Source organism: Mucilaginibacter sp. KACC 22773 (assembly GCF_028736215.1).
Taxonomy (GTDB): domain Bacteria; phylum Bacteroidota; class Bacteroidia; order Sphingobacteriales; family Sphingobacteriaceae; genus Mucilaginibacter.
Map to the genome: position 1 here is coordinate 4,743,865 of NZ_CP117883.1, position 26,059 is coordinate 4,769,923.

The 26,059-nt window shown below is 42.8% G+C and carries 22 protein-coding genes; 8 read left to right on the plus strand and 14 right to left on the minus strand.

Annotation, left to right across the window (positions count from 1 at the left end; all coding sequences use genetic code 11):
• The first annotated feature begins 169 nt into the window (after positions 1-169).
• Entirely contained in the window at positions 170-931 is a 762-nt protein-coding gene (locus PQ469_RS19395) for an SDR family NAD(P)-dependent oxidoreductase (protein WP_337993741.1), read from the plus strand.
• A gap of 274 nt (positions 932-1,205) precedes the next feature.
• Here the strand turns inward: PQ469_RS19395 and PQ469_RS19400 are convergent, their stop codons facing one another.
• Positions 1,206-1,490: a DUF6958 family protein gene (locus tag PQ469_RS19400; RefSeq protein WP_274209167.1), complete on the minus strand. Its 285-nt coding sequence runs from the start codon at positions 1,488-1,490 to the stop codon at positions 1,206-1,208.
• A 227-nt stretch (positions 1,491-1,717) separates the two neighbouring features.
• On the opposite strand from PQ469_RS19400, the gene PQ469_RS19405 reads away from it, so the two are divergent.
• The 4 genes from PQ469_RS19405 (at position 1,718) to PQ469_RS19420 (ending at position 4,245) form a co-directional block, all read left to right on the plus strand.
• Positions 1,718-2,287 (plus strand): hypothetical protein, encoded by a 570-nt coding sequence (locus PQ469_RS19405; RefSeq protein WP_274209168.1) that lies wholly within the window; start codon positions 1,718-1,720, stop codon positions 2,285-2,287.
• Between the two features lie 46 nt (positions 2,288-2,333).
• A complete protein-coding gene (locus PQ469_RS19410; RefSeq protein ID WP_274209169.1) occupies positions 2,334-2,789 on the plus strand; it encodes a hypothetical protein in 456 nt (151 codons plus the stop codon).
• 457 nt (positions 2,790-3,246) lie between these two features.
• On the plus strand, positions 3,247-3,672 hold the full coding sequence (locus tag PQ469_RS19415) for a hypothetical protein (protein WP_274209170.1): 426 nt from the start codon (positions 3,247-3,249) through the stop codon (positions 3,670-3,672).
• Positions 3,673-3,684: 12 nt separating this feature from the next.
• Complete coding sequence (locus PQ469_RS19420; protein WP_143065416.1) at positions 3,685-4,245, plus strand: globin family protein; 561 nt, start codon at positions 3,685-3,687, stop codon at positions 4,243-4,245.
• A gap of 52 nt (positions 4,246-4,297) precedes the next feature.
• Here the strand turns inward: PQ469_RS19420 and PQ469_RS19425 are convergent, their stop codons facing one another.
• The 7 genes from PQ469_RS19425 to PQ469_RS19455 all read right to left on the minus strand — a co-directional run bounded on the left by PQ469_RS19425 (position 4,298) and on the right by PQ469_RS19455 (position 10,906).
• Positions 4,298-4,654 carry a hypothetical protein gene (locus tag PQ469_RS19425; protein WP_274209171.1) on the minus strand — a complete coding sequence of 119 codons (357 nt, stop codon included), beginning with the start codon at positions 4,652-4,654 and terminating at the stop codon, positions 4,298-4,300.
• Between the two features lie 338 nt (positions 4,655-4,992).
• Positions 4,993-5,682: a response regulator transcription factor gene (locus PQ469_RS19430; protein ID WP_147057003.1), complete on the minus strand. Its 690-nt coding sequence runs from the start codon at positions 5,680-5,682 to the stop codon at positions 4,993-4,995.
• 106 nt (positions 5,683-5,788) lie between these two features.
• A complete protein-coding gene (locus PQ469_RS19435) occupies positions 5,789-6,940 on the minus strand; it encodes a redoxin domain-containing protein (protein ID WP_274209172.1) in 1,152 nt (383 codons plus the stop codon).
• A gap of 2 nt (positions 6,941-6,942) precedes the next feature.
• On the minus strand, positions 6,943-8,409 hold the full coding sequence (gene gatB / locus PQ469_RS19440; protein ID WP_274209173.1) for an Asp-tRNA(Asn)/Glu-tRNA(Gln) amidotransferase subunit GatB: 1,467 nt from the start codon (positions 8,407-8,409) through the stop codon (positions 6,943-6,945).
• A 298-nt stretch (positions 8,410-8,707) separates the two neighbouring features.
• Positions 8,708-9,160 carry a pyridoxamine 5'-phosphate oxidase family protein gene (locus PQ469_RS19445; RefSeq protein ID WP_274209174.1) on the minus strand — a complete coding sequence of 151 codons (453 nt, stop codon included), beginning with the start codon at positions 9,158-9,160 and terminating at the stop codon, positions 8,708-8,710.
• 1 nt (position 9,161) lies between these two features.
• Positions 9,162-9,710 (minus strand): flavodoxin domain-containing protein, encoded by a 549-nt coding sequence (locus PQ469_RS19450; protein ID WP_274209175.1) that lies wholly within the window; start codon positions 9,708-9,710, stop codon positions 9,162-9,164.
• Positions 9,711-10,036: 326 nt separating this feature from the next.
• On the minus strand, positions 10,037-10,906 hold the full coding sequence (locus PQ469_RS19455; RefSeq protein ID WP_274209176.1) for an alpha/beta hydrolase: 870 nt from the start codon (positions 10,904-10,906) through the stop codon (positions 10,037-10,039).
• Positions 10,907-11,180: 274 nt separating this feature from the next.
• Between PQ469_RS19455 and PQ469_RS19460 the strand changes: the two genes are divergently transcribed.
• Positions 11,181-11,846 (plus strand): peptidylprolyl isomerase, encoded by a 666-nt coding sequence (locus PQ469_RS19460; protein WP_274209177.1) that lies wholly within the window; start codon positions 11,181-11,183, stop codon positions 11,844-11,846.
• Between the two features lie 98 nt (positions 11,847-11,944).
• Complete coding sequence (locus PQ469_RS19465; protein ID WP_274209178.1) at positions 11,945-13,066, plus strand: DUF6438 domain-containing protein; 1,122 nt, start codon at positions 11,945-11,947, stop codon at positions 13,064-13,066.
• A gap of 39 nt (positions 13,067-13,105) precedes the next feature.
• On the opposite strand, the gene PQ469_RS19470 is transcribed toward PQ469_RS19465, so the two are convergent.
• Positions 13,106-13,399 carry an NTF2 fold immunity protein gene (locus tag PQ469_RS19470; protein ID WP_274209179.1) on the minus strand — a complete coding sequence of 98 codons (294 nt, stop codon included), beginning with the start codon at positions 13,397-13,399 and terminating at the stop codon, positions 13,106-13,108.
• A 150-nt stretch (positions 13,400-13,549) separates the two neighbouring features.
• On the minus strand, positions 13,550-14,911 hold the full coding sequence (locus PQ469_RS19475) for a pyridoxal-phosphate dependent enzyme (RefSeq protein ID WP_090648493.1): 1,362 nt from the start codon (positions 14,909-14,911) through the stop codon (positions 13,550-13,552).
• A gap of 239 nt (positions 14,912-15,150) precedes the next feature.
• On the opposite strand from PQ469_RS19475, the gene PQ469_RS19480 reads away from it, so the two are divergent.
• Positions 15,151-21,000, plus strand: a complete 5,850-nt coding sequence (locus PQ469_RS19480) for a carboxypeptidase-like regulatory domain-containing protein (protein ID WP_274209180.1) — start codon at positions 15,151-15,153, stop codon at positions 20,998-21,000.
• Between the two features lie 117 nt (positions 21,001-21,117).
• Here PQ469_RS19480 and PQ469_RS19485 read toward each other — a convergent pair whose 3' ends face one another.
• The 4 genes from PQ469_RS19485 to tig form a co-directional block, all read right to left on the minus strand.
• Positions 21,118-21,972, minus strand: coding sequence for an AMP nucleosidase (locus tag PQ469_RS19485; RefSeq protein WP_274209181.1), 855 nt, complete (start codon positions 21,970-21,972; stop codon positions 21,118-21,120).
• Positions 21,973-22,116: 144 nt separating this feature from the next.
• A complete protein-coding gene (clpX, locus tag PQ469_RS19490; protein WP_090648477.1) occupies positions 22,117-23,355 on the minus strand; it encodes an ATP-dependent Clp protease ATP-binding subunit ClpX in 1,239 nt (412 codons plus the stop codon).
• Positions 23,356-23,528: 173 nt separating this feature from the next.
• Positions 23,529-24,257 carry an ATP-dependent Clp protease proteolytic subunit gene (locus PQ469_RS19495; RefSeq protein WP_090649479.1) on the minus strand — a complete coding sequence of 243 codons (729 nt, stop codon included), beginning with the start codon at positions 24,255-24,257 and terminating at the stop codon, positions 23,529-23,531.
• Between the two features lie 310 nt (positions 24,258-24,567).
• Positions 24,568-25,923 carry a trigger factor gene (gene tig / locus PQ469_RS19500; RefSeq protein ID WP_274209182.1) on the minus strand — a complete coding sequence of 452 codons (1,356 nt, stop codon included), beginning with the start codon at positions 25,921-25,923 and terminating at the stop codon, positions 24,568-24,570.
• Positions 25,924-26,059: the final 136 nt, after the last annotated feature.

Genomic DNA, 26,059 nt, shown 5'->3' on the forward strand with positions numbered 1-26,059 from the left:
TTTACAATTACTTATCAGGCCAATGTGATTTAGATCATCACCTTGAATTGACCTATATCAAGCCTATTTAATGATTCATATCAACCCCCGGTTCGTTACAATACAGCATCTTTGGATATGATTCAGAACGGAAAAATCGGGAAGAATTTGAATACATTAAAATACAAAAATGATGAGTAAATTAAAAAACAAAGTAGCGGTAGTTACCGGTGCTTCAAAAGGAATAGGCGCATCTATTGCCAAACACTTCGCAGCAGCAGGCGCAAAAGTAGTTGTAAATTATGCCTCAAGTAAAGAAGGCGCAGATAAGGTGGTTAAGGAGATAACCGACAATGGAGGCTTAGCCATTGCAGTACAGGCCGATGTATCTAAAGAAGCCGATGTAACCAAATTGTTTAAAGAAACTGAGAATGCTTTCGGTACGCTGGACATTTTGGTAAACAATGCGGTATCTCAAGGATATGCACCTATTGAACAAATTTCGGTAGAAGATTTCCACCAAAGCTTCAACGTGAATGTGTTAGGTCCAATATTGACCATCCAGGCGGCTTTGAAACTTTTCGGCGGCAAGGGTGGTAACATTATCAATATCAGTTCGGGTGCAAGTAAATACCCTCTTCAAAATGCCTCATTGTACTCTTCAACTAAAGCGGCATTGGATGCCTTCACCATAGCTTTATCCAAGGAGTTGGGTATTAAAAAAGTTCGTATCAATTCTATTTTGCCAGGCGCTACAGCAACCGAAGGCGCAGCCAGCGCGGGCGTTACCGCCGGCAGTGAGTATGAAAAGATGTTTGTTGACAAAACACCACTTGGCCGCAGAGGCCAGCCCGAAGACATTGCGAAAGCTGCCGTTTTCCTTGCATCCGACGATGCAGCGTGGATTACGGGCGAGCAAATTTCCGTTTCGGGTGGGATGTATGGTTTTTAATTTTATCAACTCCCAAAAATGAACGACAAAGCGACGGAATTATCAGTCAACGGCGGTTTCACCACAACGAAAAAATAGTTGTTCAAAAGTATAAGTCTCTTTCAAATGCCTGCTTTCTTCCGGAAGCAGGCATTTGTTGTTGATGCCAAGGGTACAGTGAATATTAACCCCGCCTGTCAGATATCAAATAATGAGGAAAGCATTTCGGTGCTGAACATTCAAAATTCAGTGTTTGATATTATGCTATGTTCACTTCTGTTTTCTATTGAGGGGTTTAGAGTTTATGAATGCTGTAAACCGGCGGCTTAGCCGTATCCCGTTTAATTATTTCACGCGCTTCAAGGTCCAGCTTCACGGTTTCGCCGTACCAGTGGGCATTACCGGCGAATGTGACATGCACCTTATCATGAAGGGCCTGCATCAGCTGGGTATGGGTGAGGCTTTGCTCCTGCAAAATTTGCAGGATGGCCGCTTTGATCACTTCATACTTTTCGGCCGAGATAATTTTGTTTTGTTTATCCTTATCGGGGTGTAAGGTTTGTATCCTGGCTTCTTTCATATTATCTGGTGATGTTATAGTTGTGCGGCATTAAATTCCATGACGATTAAAGTTAAAAAAAACAGCATAATCTTCAGTTCGCCGTGTAAATTACCTGGGTACAGGGAAACTACAACGCAGGCGGTTATCCAACATTACACAGTCGGCCATTAATAAGCGCACAGTATTTCATAATCCAACATAAAACCTATATTTGACTGTAGCACTGTACTTATAGCCTTAACACCATGAAACAAAAAAATATTTTTTATTTAGCAACCGCTCTTGTTATCGGGTTACTTGCTTTTAAAATAGCAGACAGTACCCTGTTTGAATTTGCTTACCCCAAAAGAAACGGAACCACATTTACACTGGCAAGCAGCCGGTTTAAAAAATTCAAAAAAGAATGGCGCGGTACCGATTATTACTATTACGCAGAACAGGACGGTTTTATTTGTTCTGTTTTATATTACAAACTTAATGACGATGAAAAATTGCAACTGGTTGATGCGCTAAAAGTAGCCATTGGCGGCCCCGATATCAGCCCGGCCTATCCGTTTGCTTATTTTTCAAACTACTCCAAACTAAAACCCATGGAGCGCAATAATGAGGACTGGGGTGCCCCAACCGACGATTTCATGTACCGGCAAAATAATGTGGTGATGGATGGTGCCAACTTTGCACAAAAAAATATGTATGGCTATGCCATGTTAGGTAAAGATCTGTTTGTAAATGTACACCTGTCAAAAGTAGCCTGCAGTAGCGTCGATTCGGTAGAGATGAGGGCGATTTTAACATCGCTGACCGTAAGGAAATAAACTACCTTAACGTATAAGAACCAACGATCTTAACCATTAAAGTTTAATGAAATATCTATTAGCGATATTCTTCGTCTCCTCTTTTGCCAACTTTTGTGCTGGCCAGCAATTGGGTACAAAGGCCGAAAACACCTTAAAACAAGCCAGGTTTATTGATTTATATAAAATGCAGCGCAATACGCATGATTGCCTCGATTCAAAAAGCCCACCAATTATTGCCAACAATAAGGTTGATTCCTGTTTTCATAAGATCAAAAAACTAAGCGTTGCCGACATAAATACGCTGACGGAAATTTTGCTGAGCAAGCACTCCTATCAAAAGACCCGCTTTGAAGATTGCTTTACATCAGAATTTGGCGTAGTTATATTTAATGAAAAACATGTAATAACGGGTTTCATAACCTTTTGTTTAGGCTGCAACAACCTGGATATGAGCAACACTAATAAAATGTTGACGGTAACGGATAATGCAAAAATAAGATTACGAAAAATAATCCATTGATCGTATTAGCGGGCCGTTAAGTCCGTTATTAACTTAAGAAAACAAACACCACCTCAAACAAGCGCATTAAGAACAAATTGGTTATTGGCCGCGCTTAAGCACCTATGAACAAATGGCCCGGCCAAAGGCAATTATCAGCGGCAGATCAGCAGCTTGGAATTAAGGCGTTTCTGCACTTTATTTCACCTTCATTATAGAAGCGATTAATAAATTTATCGCTAAAAACTAATCTTCACAGCTACCTAATTGGCCCCTGTAAAAATACGCAGCTACCATTCTCCCTTTTTTAAGCCACTTTCCCAAACATCTTTTTACCACTATTCAGAGTACTCTAAATTAAAGTAGGTTATTTATCGACATGTAAAAACCGGGAGAATTAAAGCACCGTATTTCATAATAGAAATGTAAAATTTCGCAACAAACATAATTAAGATATTAAAATCAAAAGCCTATCCTCATGAAAAAAAGTACAGTAAAAAAAATCGTCATTTACGGTTTATCAACTTTCGTGTTCTTGTTTTTTGTATTGGCCATTCACATTTATTTTGTTTATCGGCCGGCACCCGATGCCTATACCAAAGTAATGGCCCGCATTGATATTAAGCAGCCCATAACAACCAGGGATGCCAATAACATTGCCGCCTGGATGTACAAGCAAAAGGGAATTGACCATGTAATGGTTAACCCCGAATCGAACACCGTTATCTTTACTTTTTTCCCGGTTAAAACCAGTGGCACACAGGTAGTTGATAACCTTAAAAAAGCCCTTGACCTAAAAGCCGATCGCTACATGCCCGATGCCCAAAGCTTAAAAAGTGGCTGCCCGGTTGCCAAATCATCATACACCTATAAAATTTACAAACTAATAACCCAGGTAATCTAATCTTTAAAAAACATGAAAAAACTACTAAACACTTCAACGTTAATCGCGCTATCCGTTAGCGCTATGTTCGCTCTGCAGGCTTGCAGCAGTAATTCATCGGTAACACCGGTAAAAGCTACTTTATATGATTCGTTAGGCGGATCGGTAATGGTATCGGACCCGGCAAAACCAGGTACCACCATCGAAAAAGGGCGCTTAGGTATCCGCTCGGTTATAGATAGCACCATATTTGTTATTGCCGGCGATAGCAGGATAAACGGCCATTTTACCGTGCTGCTATCCGAAGTAACCAAAGGCAACCTATCGGGCTTTACCGAATTGAGCGGCAACCTGACTACTTTTGTAGCTGTTGCCACAGGCGCAAAAAACTTCACTTACACAGGCGACAATATGGTTGATGCCCACGACCCGGCAAAGAATCCGCGCATGAATGGCAAAGCCACTGCTGCCGATTTTGACGCCTTTGTTGACGATGTTGTTAAAGGCGCTAATAAAAATAAACTGCCATCAAACTTAATAGGCTCACTGGGCAAAATTATTGTAAGCTTAAAAGCACAGGTAGTACAACAATAGTTTTTTTCGATCAGAGGGGGGTTAAGGTCCGCGGGGTAACTTGCGGGCCTTTTTAATTGGTTCTTTTCAGCGTAGCCGCCAAATGCTGCCCTTCGTACACAAAATGCAGGGCAATGCTATCGGCATACAGTTTTCCGGTATGCGGGGCGTTGCCATTAGGCACAGGCACGTTAAACGAAAAATCGTCGCCGTTTATCATGCCATCGGTAATATTTACCTCACCGGCCGGGGTTAGTGCGGTGCCGGTAAGTTTGCCGCTATCCACTTTAAAATTATACCCGAGCTGAAAGGGCTTGTTCCCAGGCAATGTAACCGGCCCTGCCCATTTGCCTGTAAGGCTGTTTATTGCAGCGAAACAAACGCTAAGTATCAGCACAAATGCTATGGTTATGCAGGCTATTTTTTTCATCGGGGGAAATTTTGTTAACTGGTATACAAATTGGGCGGCGATTAGTTTTATTTTTTGATTTGGGGGAGGGGTTATCTGAACTCGAATTAAACGAATTTTCAGAATTTCTCGAATTCGCTTCTTAAATTCTGGTAATTCTTAAATTCGATAAATTCCGGTTCAGACAATAGCGTTAGGGACAAAAGTGGATACCGGCCCGCGCCTAATGCCCCTGTGCGCGTATGAACGGATGGCCCGGCCGCAGGCAACGCCCCAAAAAACAAAGCTCCGATTTTCTTTCAGAAAATCAAAGCTTCAAATATGCTAATCAAAAATTCCCCCTTCAGGGAGTTAGGGGCTTACGCTTCAAACTTATACCCTACACCTTTAACGGTTGCAACTACCTCATCACCAAGTTTTTCGCGCAGTTTGCGAATGTGAACGTCGATGGTGCGGTTGGTTACCACTACCGAGTCTTCCCAGATGTTTTTCAGGATTACCTCGCGGGTGTAAACTTTGCCGGGTTTTGAGGCCAGCAGGTATAGCAGTTCAAACTCTTTTTTGGCCAAAACCACTTTTACACCTTTTTGGTAAACCAGGTAGGCTTCGCGGTCGATAACCAGGTCGCCAATTTCAAGTTTGTTGTCAGGTGTTTCTTCGGTTGGCGAGTTGCGGCGCAAAATGGCGTTTATACGGCTTACCAGGGCACGGGGCTTTATCGGTTTAGCTATATAATCATCGGCGCCTACGTTAAAGCCTGCAATTTCTGAGTATTCTTCGCTGCGGGCGGTTAAAAACACCATAAAGGTATTTTTAAATTCGGGCATGGTACGCATAATGCGGCAAGCCTCGATGCCATCCATTTTAGGCATCATAATGTCAAGTACAATAAGATCAGGTAGTGATTTCTTGGCCTCGGCTACGGCTTCCTGGCCATTGCGGGCCAAAAACACCTGGTAGCCTTCTTTTTTAAGGTTGTATTCTATCAACTCTAAAATATCCGGTTCATCATCAACAATAAGAATTTTCTGTTTTGGAGAGCTGCTCATGATGCGTTAATTTTTTTGTATAAAAGTATACACTTTACAACATCACAAAGTTATCCAAATATTAACAAATTGTTAATGGTTACTTTTTCTTAACGATAAATTGAACCTACTTGAACGTTTTGGTTAAAAAAGCTTCCAAATCGGCGCCGGTAATATTTTTGGCAACGATGTTTCCGGCCGGGTCGATGATGAAATTTGAGGGGATAGCCTCGATATTGTACAACCTTTCTGTGGGCCCTTCAAAGCTGTTTAAATCCGATGCGTGAGCCCACTCCAGCTTATCATCACTAATAGCTTTTTGCCATGCAGCCTTATCCTTATCTAAGGATACGCCTAAAATATTAAAGCCTTTTGAATGGAATGCGGCATATTGTTTAACCACGTTAGGGTTTTCCTGGCGGCAAGGCGCGCACCATGATGCCCAAAAATCAATCATTACATATTTGCCTTTATAGTCGGCCAGGCTAACCTGTTTACCATCTATACCGGTAGTGGTAAAATCGGGGGCTTTATGACCAATGGATACCGGCTTAATTTTATTCATCTGTTTGACGAACGACTGCACCGCCGGGTTATCTTTAAAATTATCTTTAATATCATCGGCATAGGCCACCAGTTGCGGTTCAAACTTATAAACATCTAATGATGTTGCGCCATAAAAGGCCGCCAGCGACGATTTGTTATCATTTACAAACTTTAAAACAGCAGCGCCATATTCGGCCACATTTTTTTGGAAGGTAGGCATATAAACTTTCAGCAATGAATCTGATTGTTTGCCCAGGGCCTGTGATTTTTCCTGGTACTCGGCCACAAGCTTTGAATTTTTCTCACCGTAAAAATTACTGATCTTGTTAAACTCTTTTATCTTGTCCGAATCGTCAGAGCCTTTGATAGTATAGACATGTGAAGCGTCTTTACTGTCGGTTTCAAAATCAATATCATCGCCGTTTTTCGCAATCAGGTCGTACACATTGTTTGCTGCCGCCGATTGATCGCCGCCGCCCGCGCCGCCTATCCGCAGCTTATATAAATTGGCATAAGGCGCCACGTGTTTGAATTGGAATTTGCCATCTTCGCTCAACGTGGTTGAGTCTACCACTTTAAGCTGGCTGCTATCGGCCTCAATTAAATAAACCAGCTTTAAACTGCCGGGGTTTTTAATGGTACCGTTAATGGTAAACTGCGAATTATCTTTACATGAATAAACAAATGCAGTTAAACACAGCAAACTGTAAACTGCCAGATTTTTTAATTTCATTACTACTTTACTTCTAATTCCTTGATCAATAACTGGTTTGTTTTCTGCGGATCGATTTTACCTTTCGATAGCTTCATAATCTCGCCCATAAATAAGCCCAACACACCTTTTTTTCCTTTTTGGTACTCTTTTACCTTATCCGGAAACTTGGCAATGGCGGCCTTTATAAACTGGTTTACATCTTCATTATCCGCGCTGATTAACAGGTTAAGCTCCTTAGCCAGTTCATCGGCATTTTTGCCCGGTTCTTTAATCATGGCGGGGAATAACTTGTGCGAAGCTACAGAATTATTTATCACGCCCGCGTCAATTAGTTTGATGAGGCCGGCAAGGTTGGCCGGGGTAACAGCAAAGTTACCAATGGCCACGTCATGATCATTCAGGTATGATTTTACCGCGCCCATAATCCAGTTGGCGGCGGCTTTATAATGGTCGGTAGCTTTTATCAGCTCTTCAAAATAATGGGCCACATCCTTATCGGCAGTAATAACCGAAGCATCATAGGCCGACAAGCCCAATTCAAGGTATTTATGGTAAAGCTGGCTGGGCAGTGCCGGCAAACTTTTGCGGATGTTATCAACGTATTGCTCGGTAAGCGCCAACGGCATTAAATCCGGTTCGGGGAAATAGCGGTAATCGTTGGCCATTTCCTTGCTGCGCAATACCGATGTTTCGCCGGTATCGGCATTAAAGTTAAGCGTGTTTTGGTCAATATGGCCGCCGGCTTCAATCACGGCTACCTGGCGGGCAAACTCGTGTTCAATGGCACGCTGCACGTTACGGATAGAGTTGAGGTTTTTTACCTCGCAACGGTTACCATATTCGGTAGCGCCACGCAGGCGAACGGAGATATTGGCATCGCAACGCATGCTGCCCTCTTCCATGTTACCATCACAAATATCAAGGTAACGCAGTATTTTCCGGGTTTCGGTCAAAAACTGGCCGGCCTCTTCGGCGCTGCGCATATCGGGCTGGGTAACAATTTCCAGCAGGGGCACACCGGCACGGTTCAGGTCGATAAGCGAATCAGCATGGTGCTGGTCGTGCATACTTTTGCCGGCATCCTCTTCCATGTGGATGTGGTGGATGGCTAAGTTTTTCTCGGTGCCATCGGCCAGTTTTACAGGCACATAACCACCCAGGCATATAGGGGCATGATCCTGCGTTATCTGGTAACCTTTGGGCAAATCGGCGTAGAAATAATTTTTACGGGCGAAACTGTTATTCAGGTTGATAGTGCAGTTACAGGCCAGGCCCATTTTCACCGCATACTCCACCGCGCGTTTATTTAAAAAAGGCAAAGTACCGGGGTGCCCCAAAGATATGGCACTGACGTGCTGATTAGGCCCGGCACCAAAAGCGGCAGAATCGGCCGAGAAAACCTTACTTAAAGTGGATAGCTGGGCATGTACCTCAAGGCCTACAACCAATTCGTACTTTTCACCTATCCCGTTTGCGAGAACTGTCATAAAAATAAATTCAGCTGTGATTTGCTGATTGTAAGGTCAAATATATAAAAGTTAATACAGTATAGGTAAGTTTTGGGGTTTAATAGGGGCTAAAAAATATTAAGCAGGTGTGATTGGTAGGGATTTTAGTTCATGGATCATGGTTGATGGTTCATAGGCTAAAACCATATCCGGGGTCTGTGAGGACAAAGACCTATGTTCCACATCCACCGTTTGTGTCCTCGCAGGCGATTATTTCGAGGAAAGCTCATGACATATCTGAAGACGACTGTTGGGACACCAAACCTCTGCAGCCGCGTCAACTTCGTTCAAACCGGCCGGTTTTATTAACCAGCACAATTTTGTATAAAATGAGGTCGAGTTTGGTGCCGATATCCTCTTCTTTTTCTGCTAAACCGTGGGAAGGATGATGTGCCGCTTTTTCGGCAAAAGGCATCAAGCGGTGGGTAATAGCCATCATGGCCTGCTCCTTTTCTGTAATATCGGTAATCTCTTCAAACCGTCCCCAGGCAATCACGCTTTGCCAGTTAAAAATGGTTTTAATCTCATCTACCTGGAAACATACGCGCGGGTTCTTGCGCATTATCTCCATCTTTTTACCCATTGTACTGTGCCCAATAACCTGTTTTCCATCGTAAACATAATTCACCGGCACAATGTAGGGCACACCGGCATCTGTACACGCTATGCGCCCGGTTACCTGCCTTTTAAGCAGTGCTTCAATCTGCGTCTCGTTCAGTTTGCCCAACATTTCAGTGCGTCCCGTTTGCGTTAGGCATCGCCGCCCCTTTCAATTCACATTCCAGGCCTACCGCCAAAATCAGGCTCCGCAAATTTTTCTTATCCATATGGTCAAACCCATGGTTCATAACAGCTTTCTTTTGGGGATCTTTTTGCAGCATAGCCCCAATTTTTAAAACAAAGCGATCTTTCCACGACAGTCTGGAAACAGCGCACCGCCCGGGCAGAAAGAATATCCCCTTCGTTTTCATAACCTCGGGTTCCAGGTTCGTCTGCAGCAACTTTTGCTGCTCCGCCTTATCTTCGGCCGATGTGCCGCACACAATAAATAAAAACAGCTTCTTCCCTGCCAGTAAGTCAGGGTTCCGTTTCAGCCATCGTCCAATGGTTAATTTACCAACGTAAACAGAACTACCCAAAATCACCAGGTCATAACCGGCAAGTATGGTGGGCGTAACCTCGTCTGCTTTCAAAAATGGCATGTGCAGCGCACCGGCCAGCCATTGCGCATACTGCTCTGTTGCCCCGTATTTACCCTGATATATAATAATTCCATTCATGGCTTCTCCTGGTTTTTATTTCGGCAATTTAGGTAAGCCCATCTTTGCAGAAAATGACCAGTGTCACCGGAATAGCTGATGGACATCATCTAGTATCAGGTAGCGAGTATCAGGTATCAAGATAGCTGCATAAAAAAGTATCAAGTCGCAAGTATCAAGTATCAAGTATCAAGACAGCTGCGGTAATACATCCAGCCATAAACCTATGTCACGAGCGCAGCAATCGGGAACTGTGCAAGCCAGTCATTAGGTCACCAAAATCATATAGTAATGCCCCTTACCCCGAAGAACACTACTAACCGATACTCTCCGCTCAAAAAATCTTATTACTTGATACTACTCATTACTTTTTGAAAGAAAAGGAACTGGTAGGATACGGCGTTGCTCCAGTAGGGCCATTCGTGTTTGCCGGGGCGTTCGGTATATTCGTGGGGTGTTCCGTTGGCTAATAGCAGTTGGTATAGTTCGCGGTTGGGTTTAATCATGATGTCGTCAAACCCGCAATCAAAAATCAGCTTTACATCGTTGACTTTCATTTTATCGGCCAGCCCCACGGCAGAATATTCGCGGTATGGATTCGCGGTATCTTTTGGCGGGCCAAGCAAATGTTCGAAATTTTTATTGCGCAATTGGGCAAATTCTGCCGGAACGTTCCAGGTGGCGGTATTAATGTTCATTACGCCGCTCATGCTGCCGGCGGCGCAGTATAATTCGGGGTGGCGTGCCGACAGGTACATGGCGCCGTGCCCCCCCATAGACAGGCCGGCGATGACCCTCCCCTTCCTATCTTTTATAGTGCGGTAGGTGCCGTCTATTTTTTCTACCAGTTCTTTGGTTATAAAGGTTTCGTACTGGCTGCTTTTATCCAGGGGACTATCAAAATAATAGCTCATTAGCCCGGCATCGGGGGTAACTATGATAAAATTATACTGGTCGGCAAGTTTGTGCAGCAGCAGCTTATCGTCGGTTTTTGATAGCCAGTCGCGGTAATTGCCCTGGCCGCCGTGCAGCAGGTAAATCACCGGGTAGTTTTGTTGCGTGGTTTTGTATGACTGGGGCAGCACCACAGCAGCTTTAATGTTTTTTTGCATAACCTGGCTTTGTATATCCAGCGTATCTACTCCGGCGGCAAAACTGTTAAAACAGCAAAACATTACGCAGACAATCATAATAGAAAACAACACATATTTTTTCATAGCTGAACCAGTTTAAGGCTGATTTTTTGATAATTTGGAACAAGCCCTCTCCCACCTGTTCCCGGTTATATGGGCTTAACGGCCCCTTTGCCCGATGCGTAAATATAACCAAATACAATTTACATTTAACGCCATACCGCCGCTTAGGCGCTATTGAAAGACTGGATCATTTTATAGTATAAGGCATCAAAATAAATTGCCAACGAAGCGCAGTTTTTTAGTTAAATTAGTAAGCAGGAAACCGTACTTATTGGTTTCTGTAAACTTTACCAACTTGAAAAAATCGCTAATCCTGTTTGCCGCTTTGTTATGCTTCTGCCTGGGTTCATTTGCCCAGCCCAAAAACACGTATGTAAAAATAGAAACGCCACAGGGATGGTGTATTGTAAAACTGTACAACCAAACACCGGTGCACCGCGATAATTTTATTAAACTGGTTAAAAGCCATTATTTTGATGCCACCACCTTTAACCGGATACTGAAAGGTTTTGTGATACAGGGCGGCGACCCGGATTCGTTATATGATAAAGGGCGCACCTTAAAACCCGAAATGAAATGGATAGCGCCCGAATTTGTGGCCGACCTGTACCATCGCCGGGGAGTAGTAGCGATGGGCCGGGATGCCAACAAAACCGAATCATCCTACACCACCCAATTTTACATGGTAGATGGCCGCACCTGGACCAACGACGAGCTGGATGCCATCGAAAAAAAGTACAATACCTATTTTACCGAAGCCCGGCGCAACACTTACCGCACCATTGGCGGAACGCCTTTTCTTGATGGACACTATACCGTTTTTGGCGAAATAGTAAAAGGCATTGAATTGATAAACCAGCTAACCGCCGTAACTGTTGACAAGAACGGCAACCCTGCCACACCCGTTTGGATGAAACTGACTGTGCTTACCACACAGGAGGCTGTTAACGCTTTAAAATAGGGATTATCAAGAGACAAAGGCGGTTTAATGAAAAAGGAGCTTATATCATAATAACGCACGTATGTTTGCGTTCAACAATACCTTAATCATAGCTTATCATGAACCGCTTGGCCATCATAATTACCTTGTTTCTTGTCTTTATCCATCTTTTAGCATGTAATAAACAATCGGCCAACAAGAAACTTCTTTTGGGGAATTGGCAGGGGATAATGCCACATACAGAGCAGTTTGCCGCAGGCTTTGCCTTTAACGGCGATAACACTTTTGAAAATAAACAGGGATATTATACAAGTAATGGCAAAGATGTTCCTACCAATGTCGGTAACTTTTCACAATATAAATTTCAACACGATAGTCTTTTTATCTTTGATCCCGCAACAAGTAAATGGGATTATCATCAAATTTTTAAAGTAACACCTGACAGCTTGGTGATGACTTGGAATAGCGATACATTGAGATTAACGCGTTACCAGGAAAAAAAAGAGGCGCTTCCCGATTTTGACAAGATTGTGATAAATTTTGAAAGCGATGGCGTATATAAAGATATATATAGTCATATTGATGTTGAATTGAATAAAGATAGAACCATTATTTATAGATACAACCTTGACGAAAACGATGTAGGAACCGGACTATTTACCGGCATTGTGCCACAACAACAATACAGTGAACTTATCGATAATTTTAAACATGCCGGGATAAAAACTTTGAAAGAAAGCTATTATCCAGAAAATAAAATAGAAGAGGATCACGCCGCTGTGACGTTTGTTAAAAGTGGTAAAATCATAAAATCAATTACAGATAAAGGCTATTTTGCGCCACCTACCTTTTTTTGGGCTTATAAACCATTTATCAATCTGCACCAGAACATAAAATTGAATCGCGTATCTCCACAAGGAACAATGTCGGCACTTCAATATACTTCTTATTCTAAACTTGAACGGGGGACTAAAAGATATAAGGATGCTTTATTCATCAGCACATCAGACACTTTTTTATTATTATGTTATATTGCCAAAGGAAAAATTTGCAACACAGAATTTGAAACACGTTTCCAATTAACCCCTAACCAACACCGTACAAAAAAGGAGTTCACTATAGATACAGATGGTCGATATTATAAGTTCATGGTAAATGACAAACCGGTAACAGTCGACATCGGCTTTAATTTTTACGACCTGAATTTAGCGAAGCGGGAATGGGATATATTTGTTCAATAAAGACGTAAACGAAAAACATGCCAGCGCCCTCTGATGAGTCTACTTATAATGCACTAATTTTATCACCCTGCCATCTTTAGCAGCCATAATTATAACAAATGTACCGCCGAAATATCCTTTAGGTAAAGTTCCTGTCAAAGCCCAGTAGCCATCTACAAAATCAACGTTGTAGGGCTTTTCGCCCAATATCTCATCCTTGCCATAAACTTTAAATAAAATAGGCTCTGCAACAGCAACAGCCGTGGCAGAATCCGGGATAATCATATCAACTACCCGCTGATTTTTTTTATTGGTAACTGCTTTTTTTATTTCTGTTCTCCAAAACTCAGTCACTTCTTTATCCTTTTGTTGAGCAAAAGAAAATATGGGAACGAATAGAAGGCATATAAGCAGACATTTCATACCCAAATATAAACTAAAAAAGGTGCCATGCCCCAGCACAACACCTTTATCTTTTTACCTTTCGCCTTTTACCTCAGGAGGTTAGGCCGATATTGCATTAATAATATCATACTGCGTAATAATCTCAATTTTGCCGTCTTCGCTTTCAACCAGTACGGCAATGTTTTCCTTATTGATCATGCCCGAGATGCGGTCGATAGAGGTATTCAGATCAACAAACGGGAACGGTGCGGTGGTAATATTTTTAACCGGCTGCGATTTGATAGACGGGTTCTCTAACAGCGAATTCAGGATATCACTTTCGGTTATCTTACCTATTACCATGCCTTTTTGGGTGACAGGGATTTGCGAGATATTGAGCGATTTGATAGTGTTGATTGCTTCCAGCACCGATTTTTCACAGTCGATGGTGATAATTTCCTGTACATCTTTTTTGCCGATGATGTCGCGGGCGGTAAGTTTGCCGTCTTTCAGGAAACCGCGGTCGCGCAGCCAGTCGTCATTATACATTTTACCCAGGTAGCGGGTACCATGATCGGGGAAGATGATCACTACCACATCGCCCTCTTTAAACCTGTCTTTCATTTGCAGTGTACCGGCCACTGCCGATCCTGTTGAATTGCCGGCGAAGATGCCTTCCTTACGGGCAATTTCGCGGGTCATGAGGGCTGCATCTTTATCGGTTACTTTTTCAAAGTGGTCTATCAGACTAAAATCAACGTTTTGCGGCAAAAAGTCTTCACCAATGCCCTCGGTGATGTATGGATAAATCTCGTTTTTATCCATAATACCGGTTTCCTTGTATTTTTTAAATACCGAGCCGTAGGTATCAATGCCTAAAACCTGGATGTTTGGGTTCTTCTCTTTCAAATAGCGGGCTGTACCCGAAATGGTTCCGCCGGTGCCCACCCCTACTACAAGGTGTGTAATTTTACCTTCGGTTTGCTCCCAAATTTCGGGGCCGGTTTGCTCATAGTGCGCCTGCGAGTTGCTCAGGTTATCGTACTGGTTGGGCTTCCAGGAATTAGGCACCTCGCGCTCCAAACGCGATGATACCGAGTAATACGACCGCGGATCTTCCGGCTCAACATTGGTTGGGCAAACAATTACCTCGGCACCAAAGGCGCGCAGGGCATCAAATTTTTCTTTTGATTGTTTATCGGTACTGGTAAAAATGCACTTGTAGCCTTTTATCACCGCCGCAATAGCCAGGCCCATGCCGGTATTGCCCGATGTACCTTCAATAATGGTACCGCCGGGCTTTAGTTTACCGCTTTTTTCGGCATCCTCAATCATTTTAAGGGCCATACGGTCCTTAATGGAGTTGCCGGGGTTGGTTGTTTCTATTTTGGCCAAAACCGTTGCCGGGATGTCTTTGGTTACCTTATTTAACTTAACCAGCGGCGTGTGGCCAATGGTTTCTAATATATTGTTATACCACATAAAATTAAAAATCTACTAATCCGGTGTACTAAGCGGGATTACGGCTCAAAAATAGTTTTTATAAACTGAACTTTCTTTATGGAAAAGTAAATAGATGTGCATCATGTGGGAGTAATGAGTGGTGAGTTCTGAGTTTTGAGTTTTAAAAAGTCCGTTACGCGCTTCATACCTAAAATTCATGACCCGACACATCCAACTTTGAGCTTAAGACCGTCATTAAACAATTAACTTAACCCATTATGTTATCACTTTATAAAAAGATTTTATTGCTAACCATTGTTCCGTGCTTTATTGTGGGACATGTATTAGGGCAAAAGCTGCTTACCCCAAGCAGGCAAAGCAGTTTTTACACCTACATCTATAAAATTGGGCCTGACGATGTACTCCGGTTTTACAAGTACCCCAGCCGGCAGCCCGACGAAAACATACTGCATAATCCGGTTGACTCCTTCAAAACCGACGATAGCTGGAAAAACAATCTCCCGGCAGGTAATTATTTAAAGGTGTATGTACAAAAAAACAAATTGTGGTATAAACTTATTGAAAACCGCTCGGCTTATTTAAAGGTGATGCGTAATAATTATGACCTGCGCTTTATATTAACCGATAAACAAGGCAGCCCTATTAATAACGCCGTTGTAACGTTTAATAATAAAATGGTAGCCTATGATGCCAAAAACGGCTTATATGTAGCCAATCAATCAAAAAAAGACACCGTATTAAAGGTTGATTATGCCGGGGTTAGCAACTATTTTTCTGTTAAGCAGGAGAAACCTTACCAATATCGTCGCTACGGCAGGCAAAACAACTGGCTTAAGCGAAACTGGTACGCAGTGAAAAGGTTATTCAAAAAGCATTACAATTATCCGCAATCGTCGGCCTATAGCCACATGGGCTTCATAGTATTCAACAAAGCCATATATAAGCCAAACGATACCGTAAAATTCAAGGCCTATATATTAGGGCGCAAATCAAAACAAGCGATAAATGTCCCCCAATTACTGGTGCGGTTAAAGGAACGAAATGACAACGACGGTAAAGTTATTGGCAAGGTTAACGGCTACCGTAATGGAGCCTATGAATACAGCTTTGTTTTAAATGATAGCCTGAAACTTTCACTTGATGAGGATTATACCATTTCGCTGGAAGATCCATCGAGCCTTAAATATGATCTGGACAAATACGACGGCGATGACGAAAGGGCCTTTCTAGCGAAAAGAAAAGTTTATTTAACGGGCGATTTTAAATACGAGGAATACGAATTAAAATCAATTAAATTCAGTACCAGGGTTGATAAAACAGCGCATTCGCCAGGCAACCCGCCGGCACTTTACCTAAAGGCCGTTGACGAAAATAATTTACCTGTTGCCGATGGGCGGGTTACCATAACATTGCTTTCGCGGGGCACCAACCGGTTTCAACCGGAGCAACTTTTTGTACCCGATACCTTATGGACGCATAAAATGCCGCTTGATCCCATCGGCGAAACCAAATTAATGATCCCGGATTCCATTTTCCCTAAAGCTGATATCAGCTACGAGATCAGTTCCGAATTTTTAAACAGCAACAATGAAAGCCAGTCTGATGCACAACAGATGACCTATACCGATAGCAGGTACCACATAGAATCGAAATTAAACGGCGATACTTTAATTGCTACCTACCTTGATAACGGTAAGGAAACGCAAGCTACCGCCATCATCAGCGCCCTGGATGCCCAAAACGATACTATATCTAAAGTAAAGGTAATGCTGCCATCTAAAACCATCATCAACCCCAATGCCTACAGTTATAATATTGAGACAGATAGCGCATACAGCGATCTTGATTTGAAGGATAGTGAAAGCGGAATTTCCGTATCGGGCTACCGCACCGCCGATTCGCTGTTTGTTAAAGTTGAAAATGAGCGCCACCTGCATTTCTGGTATTCCGTTTTCGCGGGGCAAAAACTTATAGACGGCGGACAGGCCGATAAGCTTACCTACGCAAAGGCTTACAGCGATAAAAACAATGTAAATTTCCTGGTTCATTATGTTTGGGCCGGCGAAAGTCAAACCGAAGCTACCGACATCATTTACCGGGATAAACTGCTTACTATCAACGTTAAGCAGCCGGTATCAGTATATCCGGGCCAGCGGGTTAAAACAGATATTGTGGTTACCGATAACGAGGGCAAAGCCGTTGCCAATGCCGATTTGACGGCATGGTCGATGACCAGCAAATTTACCGATTATAAAATACCCTTTGTACCTTACATGGGCAAAACATACGCCTACCGGAAACCTAAAAAGCCGTTCAATATCCTGAAAACAGATAGCGAAGGCGCATTGAAGCTGAACTGGGACCGCTGGGGCCGTGAAATTGGGTTGGACAGCATTACCTACTTTCAGTTTACCCACCCCGGGAAGTTTTACCGGGTAGAAGAAAACATTGCAGATACAGTTACACAGGTTGCCCCCTTTGTGGTTAAAGATGGCGATATTTTGCCGGTACATATCCTTTATATCGATGGCAGGCCGGTTTACTTTGATCAAACCCAGCAACTGAAACGTTATAGCTTTGCGGTAACGCCGGGCAGGCACATGCTGCGTTTCAGGACCAGCCATCAAAACATTTGGGTTGATAGTGTAATGGTGGAACGATCAAAAAAACTCATTATCAGCGTAAATGCAACCAAGGCAAATTCGACCCCGGTATCTGATACGCTGAGCAGTTATGAATCGGACCTGATCAATAAATACCTGATTACGGTTACCAACAACTTTGGCGTTAAAATGGCGCTCCTGCAACAAAACGACCGCCTGTTTATGCTAAACCCGTTAACCGATTACAGGAACAGCATCCTTACCGGGCCATTAGCCAATAACTTTGCCGTCCTTAATGTAACCGGGGAAAAAGACCGCCTGTTTGAAACTGAACCTAACTATAACTATTTATTTGAGCCGGGCCTGCTCAAGCAAAAAAGCATCCCGACAACCTATCCGTTTAACCCGGTATTATCATCTTATTCAGGCGAACCGGATTACACCCAGCATGTGCTCAGCAAAAATGAGGCGACGGACATCTGGCAACAATACCTCGATCTGCGCAGCAGCACGCAGCAACTGTTCAGCAACGATTTTTCAAACGGCGTAGGGGGCAATCTGAGCTTCGAAGTTAATCAGCCTAAAAACCATCGCCTGCTGGTAAAAAACGTGATTGTGTACAAGTATAACGATCCGGATTTTATACAAATTTACCCGGGTAGTACCACCAATATCTACCGCCTGGCAGCCGGCGAGTACCGCATTATGTTTCTGTTAAAAGGTGATGTATATGACCTGATAGAAAAAGTAAATATCAGGCCTTATGGCACCAACTATTATAAGTTTGATATTTTGCCCATTCATCCTAAAGATTCGGTAAGCATCAAAATTGGCACTATCATCAATAACAGGACCGCAGGGTACAACTATAAAGATTATGCCATTGAAAATGATGCCTTAAAAATAAAAGAGGCTTTTAACGATAAGTATTTAAACACCGATAATTTCAGTAACGTGATGACCGGTATTATTACCAGCGTTGATGATAAATTGCCGATACCTGGTGTTAGCGTAAGAGTAAAGGGAACTTCAACAGGTGCTGTAACCGATGTGAACGGCCGCTTTAAGATTAGGGTACCGGCCAGCGGTAAATTATTGATCAGTTTTATTGGCTACGAGCAAAAAGAGGTTGGCATTCAGCCGGGAACTACGGTAAGGATTAACCTGAAGGCTTCAAGTAATGCGCTTAACGAAGTAGTGGTTATTGGTTATGGCACCGCATTAAGAAAAAACCTAACCGGATCAGTAACTACGATAACTGACCTGCAAGGCCAGGTTGCCGGGCTGGTGGTAACAGACGGCGCACCAGGTGGTGGGGTTTCTATTCGGATTCGGGGAATGTCGACCAACTCATCAGCCAAGCCATTAATTGTAGTAGATGGCGAAATTGTAGAGAGTATGGATGGTATAGACAAAGAAAGTATTGGAGAGATAAGTGTGTTAAAAAATGCTGCAGCTACCGGCATTTACGGCGCCCGAGCCGCCAACGGTGTAATTGTAATCAGGACTAAACCAAAGCCAGGCGCACCGACAGATAAAGCAACCAACGCCGGCCAGGCCGAAACCGAACAGACCCTACGCAATAACTTTTCCGACTACGCCTACTGGCAGCCAAAACTAAATACCGATGCGCAGGGCAAGGCAAGCTTTATGGCTACCTTCCCCGATGATATTACCAACTGGCGCACATTTATTATCGGTATATCTGATAAGCAGCAAACCGGCTTTACCCAAAACAGTATCAAATCGTTTAAACCTGTCAGCGCCAATTTTATAGCGCCGCAGTTTGCAGTAGCCGGCGACGAGATGAAACTGATTGGCAAAGTGATGAATTACAATTCAACTGCTGTAAAGCTTACCCGCACATTTACCTACAATAGCAAACAGCTGCAACAGAACAACCTGGAGGTTAAAAACTCTAAAATAGATACCCTGGGCATAACCGCTTCGGCTACCGACAGTTTGAATTTTGAATACACCATCAAACGCGATAACGGTTATTTTGATGGCGAGCGTCGCAAAGTGCCGGTTATAAAACAAGGCGTTGAAGAAACAAAAGGCGTATTTGAAGCCTTAAACGGCGACACTACCGTTAATCTAAAATTCGACCCTGCGATGGGGCCGGTGACTTTCAGGGCCGAGGCGTCGGTACTCCCAACCCTGGCGGAAGAAACCCGTAAACTGCGCGATTATAAGTACCTGTGCAACGAACAACTGGCCTCAAAATTAAAAGGCCTGCTGGCCGAACGCCGGATCAAAAAATTCATGGGCGAAGAATTTAAATACGGTAAAAACATACAGGAGGCCATTAAAAAGCTACAGGAAAACCGTAAAACCAACGGCACCTGGGGCTGGTGGAAAGATACCGACGAAGAGCTTTGGATTAGCCTGCACGCGGTAGAGGCTTTGTTGGGTGCGCAAAAAGAAGGCTATACGGTTCAACTGGATAAACAAAAGCTTACAGACTACCTGGTTTATCAATTGGAAAGCTACCACGGGGCCGATAAACTTACCTGCCTGGAACTGTTACACAAGCTGGAAGCTAAAATTGACTATCAAAAATACATCGATATCATCGAACGAGAAAACAACGTCTTAAAACAGAAAACCGGATTCCCCTTATCTGGTTATGATAAATTCAGGCTGATGCTGGTGAAGCAGGAAGCAGGCTTGCCGGTTAAGCTGGATAGTTTGTTTGACAAACAACATCATACCCTATTTGGCAACATATACTGGGGCGACGACAGTTATCGTTTCTTCGATAATTCCGTTCAACTGAGCATACTGGCCTATCGTATCATCAAAGCGGACGGCAAACACCCCGGGCAACTGCGCAAAATACAAGGCTACTTTTTAGAGCAGCGCAGCCATGGCGAATGGCGCAATACTTATGAATCGGCCCTGATACTGGAAACTATCCTGCCCGATTTGTTAGTTGCTGATAAACAGGTTAAGCCATCGGCCATCACTATAAAGGGAGCTACCACGCAAACCATCAATACCTTCCCTTACTCTGCCACCTTTAAGCCGGAAAACATCAGCGTTAGCAAAACCGGCAGCTTGCCCGTGTACATCACCGGTTCGCAAAAATTCTGGAATAACGCTCCCCAAAAGGTAAGCAAGGAATTTATCGTAGATACCTGGTTTGAGCGGAAAAAACAAAAAGTCACCAGCCTGAAAGGCGGCGACGTTGTACAACTAAAAGCCGAAGTAAACGCTAAAGGCGATGCCGATTTTGTAATGATAGAGATTCCTATCCCGGCAGGATGCTCCTATGAAAGTAAGGACCAGCCATGGGGTAACAATGAAGTTCACAGGGAATACTTTAAAGAAAAGGTGAGCATATTTTGCCGCAAGCTTAAGCAGGGCAAATATACTTTCACCGTAAACCTTATCCCCCGTTATGATGGCAAATACACGCTAAACCCGGCTAAAGCCGAAATGATGTATTTCCCGGTGTTTTATGGCAGGGAAGGGATGAAACGGGTAGTTGTGGGTAAATAAGCACACCCGACTTCCGCCCGTCATTGCGAGGCACGAAGCAATCCCCTACATGCTAAGTCCCACATAGTTCGGGATTGCTTCGTACCTCGCAATGACGATCTTTTTTAATGAACCATCCTAAAACTTCAGGTGCTTAACCGTTAACCCATTATTAATTAACTGCTTTAACGATTCAATACCAATTTTCAAATGGGTTTCAACATATTGCTCGCTTACAACAGAATCACTTTCAGCAGTTTTAACGCCTTCGGGGATCATTGGTTGGTCTGATACCAGCAGCAGTGCTCCAGTAGGTATCTTGTTAGCAAAGCCGGTGGTAAAAATGGTAGCGGTTTCCATATCTACGGCCATGGCGCGTAAATCTTTCAGGTATTTTTTAAATACTTTATCGTGCTCCCAAACGCGGCGGTTGGTGGTATAGCAGGTACCTGTCCAGTAATCGCGGCTAAAGTCACGAATGGTGGTTGATATGGCTTTTTGCAAGGCAAATGATGGCAATGCAGGCACTTCGGGCGGCAGGTAATCGTTTGATGTACCTTCGCCGCGGATGGCAGCTATCGGCAGTATCAGGTCGCCTACATTGTTCTTCTTTTTAAGGCCACCGCATTTGCCCAAAAATATAACCGCTTTGGGATGTATGGCGGTAAGCAAATCCATTACAGTTGCCGCAACAGAGCTGCCCATACCAAAGTTAATAATGGTAATGCCATTGGCGGTAACGCTTTGCATGGGTTTCTCGAGGCCCATTATTGGCGCGTCATCATTCCACTGGCTAAATAGTTGAATGTATTTTGAGAAATTGGTTAGGATAATATAATCACCAAAAGCCTCCAGCGGGCGGCCGGTATAGCGTGGCAGCCAGTTGGCCACAATGGCCTCTTTCGTCTTCAGTCCTGATTTTACCGGCGACTGCACTTCTTTCACTACCGGTGCATCGGTAGGGTTCTTTTTTGCATTTAATTCTTCGTTCATATTAAATAATTTTTTGTTTTAACCAGCAATGGCAGCCTGTTGGGGCTGCCTTGGTAAAAGAATGTTTCTTATACAACAAACCCCGGCGTTTCACCAGGGTCTGTGTTATTTTAGTAAAGATAGCTTCGGAGATTTACCTGCAGGTTAAGCTACTTTTAATTTTTTCAGATCCGATTTTTCAAATTTCTCGTGGGCGTAATCCAGCGTGATATGCAAGCGTTTCACATCTTTTTTTGATGGGAACTCAAACATCGCATCTATCATAATCGCTTCACAAATTGAGCGCAGTCCCCTTGCCCCCAACTTAAATTCCATTGCCTTATCAACAATAAATTCCAGCACTTCGTCTTCAAAGTCCAGTTTTACCCCTTCGTATTCAAACAGCTTTTTATATTGTTTTAACAACGAATTTTTAGGTTCGGTTAATATATTGCGCAGGGCGGCTCTGTCAAGCGGGTTCAGGTAAGTTAATATAGGCAAACGGCCAATTAGCTCGGGTATCAAGCCAAATGATTTTAAATCCTGCGGGGTGATGTACTTGTACAGATTTTTCATATCTATCTCGCCATCATCGCGCTTTAATTTATAACCAACTGTTTGGGTACGCAGGCGGTTGGCTATCTTCCGGTCTATACCGTCAAATGCGCCACCACATATAAACAGGATGTTGCTGGTATTCACCGTGATCATTTTTTGATCGGGGTGTTTACGGCCGCCCTGGGGTGGTACGTTAACCATTGTACCTTCCAGTATTTTCAACAGGGCCTGTTGTACACCTTCGCCGGATACATCGCGGGTTATGGAAGCGTTATCGCTTTTGCGGGCAATTTTATCTACCTCATCAATGTATACAATGCCTTTTTCGGCCAGGGTTACATCATAATCGGCAGCCTGCAATAAACGGGTCAGGATGCTTTCCACATCTTCGCCTACGTAACCAGCTTCGGTTAGCACGGTGGCATCGCAAATACAAAACGGAACGTTTAATATTTTCGCCATGGTTTTGGCAAGCAATGTTTTACCTGTACCTGTTTCGCCAACCATAATGATGTTTGATTTTTCAATCTCAACCTCATCCTTATCAATACGCTGGTTAAGGCGTTTGTAATGGTTATATACGGCTACTGATAGTATCTTTTTGGCATCATCCTGACCAATAACATATTGATCGAGGTGAGTTTTGATTTCGTACGGTTTAAGCAAGGCAGGCGCCAGTGGCGACGACTTTACTTTACGTACCTTTAACTCCTCAGCTAATATTTCATTAGCCTGGTTAACGCACTTATCGCAGATATGAGCGTCGAGCCCTGCAATCAACATCAGGGAATCCTGTTTACCGGCGCCGCAAAATGAGCACCTGATTTCCTTACTGCTTTTATTCATCTGATTCGTTTACTTAATCAAAATTAGTTAATTGGAGCGAGAAAACAAAGAGGAGCAGTCCGAAAGTCGGAAAAGTCGGGAAGTCCGAAAGCAAAAACTCACTTTCAGACTTTCGGACTTCCCGACTAAATACTTCCGGACTTTCCCGACTTTCGGACTTTCCGTCTTCAGACTTATTTCCCTTTATTTCCTCTTAAAATTTCATCTACCATACCAAATTCTTTGGCTTCTTCGGCAATCATCCAGTAATCACGGTCTGATGCATCCCAAACTTTTTCGAATGAGGCTCCGCTATGATCGGCAATTATCTGGTACAATTCTTTTTTCAGTTTAGTGATCTCATGGTAAGTAATCTCAATATCTGATTGCTGACCCTGCGCACCTCCCGATGGCTGGTGTATCATCACCCTTGCATGTGGCAATGCAGCCCTTTTTCCTTCGGTACCAGCTACTAATAATACAGCGCCCATTGAAGCGGCCATACCTGTACAAATAGTTGCCACATCATTTGAAATGAACTGCATGGTATCATAAATACCTAAACCGGCATATACCGAGCCACCAGGTGAATTGATATAAATCTGGATATCGCGTTTAGCATCAGCCGATTGCAGGAATAGCAATTGAGCCTGAATAATGTTTGCAATATTTTCATAAATCGCATCGCCAAGGAAAATAATGCGGTCCATCATTAAACGCGAGAACACGTCCATCTGGGCAACGTTAAGCTGGCGTTCTTCAATAATGTAAGGCGTCATGCCGGTTGGTACCGTGGTAGCAATACCTTGCGGCATGCGGCGGCTATCAAAATTTCCAAGATATTTATCTACAAAGAGGCTGTTTATCCGGTGGTGTTTAACAGCGTATTTTCTGAATTCGTTTTTATCGATATTATTACTCATGGTGTTTGTGTATGTTTTATTTTTAGATGCAGGCATTTTACCTGCGGATAAATATAGTTTTTAGTTGAATACAATTTTAGGAAGATAGTTTGTATAAAGTAAAAATTATTTGTGTGGTGAATGGAGTCGGGAAGTCCGAAAGTCAGCAAAGTCCGAAAGTTAAGAAAGTATGCTGTTTTGTAGCAGGCCGACAAGTCAATAACTTCCAGACTTTACTGACTTCCGGACTTTCTAGCTTCCAACTCTATCTATACACCAAAAGCAACCTTTTGAGTTGCTTTTGGTAAAATATATTTCAAAATTGTGTTCCTTATTTTTCAGAAACCAATTTATTAAAATCAGTAAACAGGATGTCTTGTTTATCTAAAGTGATTACGCTTTTGATATAATCAAACACCTTTAATGCTTTTACTTCTTCGAATATTTTGTTAGCATTCTCTTTGTTTTGCAGGTATTGTACAGTGTACTGGGCTAATTGATCTTCAGGGATAGCCTGTGGGCTGTACATTCTGAACTGCTGATCTAACCTTACTTTTGCAAGCGCGAAAACTTCATCGTATTTAATTTCGATTTTGTTATCGGTAATTATTTTGTTTTCAATCAAAGTCCATTTAAGGTTTTGAGCAAAATCATTATAACCGCCTTCCAACTCTTCTGTAGTTAGTTTTTCGTTGGTAGCTTTCAACCAGCGTTTCAGGAAATCGTCAGGTAAATTAAAGTCAACTTTAGCAATAGCGGCTTTGTAGATATCGTCCTGCAATTTGCGTTCGCTATCCTGCACCATCATTGTTTCAAGTTCTTCGGTAATTTTAGCTGTAAATTCTGCCTCGGTTGTTACTACACCTTCACCAAATAATTTGTCAAAGAACTCCTGATTTAAATCGCCTTCTTCCAAACGGTTAACGTTTTTAACAGTTAGCTGGAAGTTCGATTTTAAATCGGCCGCTTCGTTTTCTTCTATCTTTAATAAACCGGCAACCTTGGCTGCGTCGTTATCATAAGCTTTTTGAATATCAAACGTCAATACATCGCCCTTTTTTAAACCAATTAATGAAGCTTTAATGGCTTCGTCTTTAATTTGGTCTAAACGTACAGATGCTGTATTGTTTATACCACCCTCAAAAACACTACCATCCGGAGAAAGCTGGACTAATTCGCTGTAAAGAACGTCATCGTCTGCCGATACGTCAGGATTTGTCATTTTGCCATAGCTACGGCGAATATTTTTGATACGTGAAGCCAATGTTTCGTCGTCAACTTTAATTACGTATTGGGTAACTTTATCTGTTGATGAAAAATCAATATTAAATTCAGGCGCTAAACCCAATTCATAATTGAACTCAAAATTGTCGGCAAAATCCCAGTTGTATTCTTTTTCGTTATCAGTTTTTGGCAAAGGCTGGCCTAATACGCGCAGGTCCTGTTCTTCAATATATTTGGTTAAGGTATCTTGTAATAAGTTATTGATCTCATCAACCAAAATACTTTTACCGTACATTCTTTTTATATGTGATGCTGGCACCATGCCCGGGCGAAAACCTGGTAATTTTGCTTTTTTAGCGTTTTCTTTTATCGCTTTATCAACACGTGGCTGATAATCGGCAGGATCGATATTGATCTTAACAACTGCATTCAGGGCATCTACTTTTTCCTGTGTAATATTCATCTTTTTACCGGGTATTTTAATTGATCCATTGAAATGTAGACCGAAAATAACTTGCGGACTATACAAATTTCGAGGCGCAAAAGTATGAATTTATTTTTAATTAAAACTCCTGCCCGCAAAGCTTTTGATCCTCAAA

What these genes read in the sequence shown, in the direction of transcription:
- PQ469_RS19395 (WP_337993741.1), top strand. Translation starts at nt 170, where the DNA reads ATGATGAGTAAATTAAAAAACAAAGTAGCGGTAGTTACCGGTGCTTCA.
- PQ469_RS19400 (WP_274209167.1), bottom strand. Translation starts at nt 1,490, where the DNA reads ATGAAAGAAGCCAGGATACAAACCTTACACCCCGATAAGGATAAACAA.
- PQ469_RS19405 (WP_274209168.1), top strand. Translation starts at nt 1,718, where the DNA reads ATGAAACAAAAAAATATTTTTTATTTAGCAACCGCTCTTGTTATCGGG.
- PQ469_RS19410 (WP_274209169.1), top strand. Translation starts at nt 2,334, where the DNA reads ATGAAATATCTATTAGCGATATTCTTCGTCTCCTCTTTTGCCAACTTT.
- PQ469_RS19415 (WP_274209170.1), top strand. Translation starts at nt 3,247, where the DNA reads ATGAAAAAAAGTACAGTAAAAAAAATCGTCATTTACGGTTTATCAACT.
- PQ469_RS19420 (WP_143065416.1), top strand. Translation starts at nt 3,685, where the DNA reads ATGAAAAAACTACTAAACACTTCAACGTTAATCGCGCTATCCGTTAGC.
- PQ469_RS19425 (WP_274209171.1), bottom strand. Translation starts at nt 4,654, where the DNA reads ATGAAAAAAATAGCCTGCATAACCATAGCATTTGTGCTGATACTTAGC.
- PQ469_RS19430 (WP_147057003.1), bottom strand. Translation starts at nt 5,682, where the DNA reads ATGAGCAGCTCTCCAAAACAGAAAATTCTTATTGTTGATGATGAACCG.
- PQ469_RS19435 (WP_274209172.1), bottom strand. Translation starts at nt 6,940, where the DNA reads ATGAAATTAAAAAATCTGGCAGTTTACAGTTTGCTGTGTTTAACTGCA.
- gatB (WP_274209173.1), bottom strand. Translation starts at nt 8,409, where the DNA reads ATGACAGTTCTCGCAAACGGGATAGGTGAAAAGTACGAATTGGTTGTA.
- PQ469_RS19445 (WP_274209174.1), bottom strand. Translation starts at nt 9,160, where the DNA reads ATGTTGGGCAAACTGAACGAGACGCAGATTGAAGCACTGCTTAAAAGG.
- PQ469_RS19450 (WP_274209175.1), bottom strand. Translation starts at nt 9,710, where the DNA reads ATGAATGGAATTATTATATATCAGGGTAAATACGGGGCAACAGAGCAG.
- PQ469_RS19455 (WP_274209176.1), bottom strand. Translation starts at nt 10,906, where the DNA reads ATGAAAAAATATGTGTTGTTTTCTATTATGATTGTCTGCGTAATGTTT.
- PQ469_RS19465 (WP_274209178.1), top strand. Translation starts at nt 11,945, where the DNA reads ATGAACCGCTTGGCCATCATAATTACCTTGTTTCTTGTCTTTATCCAT.
- PQ469_RS19475 (WP_090648493.1), bottom strand. Translation starts at nt 14,911, where the DNA reads ATGTGGTATAACAATATATTAGAAACCATTGGCCACACGCCGCTGGTT.
- PQ469_RS19480 (WP_274209180.1), top strand. Translation starts at nt 15,151, where the DNA reads ATGTTATCACTTTATAAAAAGATTTTATTGCTAACCATTGTTCCGTGC.
- PQ469_RS19485 (WP_274209181.1), bottom strand. Translation starts at nt 21,972, where the DNA reads ATGAACGAAGAATTAAATGCAAAAAAGAACCCTACCGATGCACCGGTA.
- clpX (WP_090648477.1), bottom strand. Translation starts at nt 23,355, where the DNA reads ATGAATAAAAGCAGTAAGGAAATCAGGTGCTCATTTTGCGGCGCCGGT.
- PQ469_RS19495 (WP_090649479.1), bottom strand. Translation starts at nt 24,257, where the DNA reads ATGAGTAATAATATCGATAAAAACGAATTCAGAAAATACGCTGTTAAA.
- tig (WP_274209182.1), bottom strand. Translation starts at nt 25,923, where the DNA reads ATGAATATTACACAGGAAAAAGTAGATGCCCTGAATGCAGTTGTTAAG.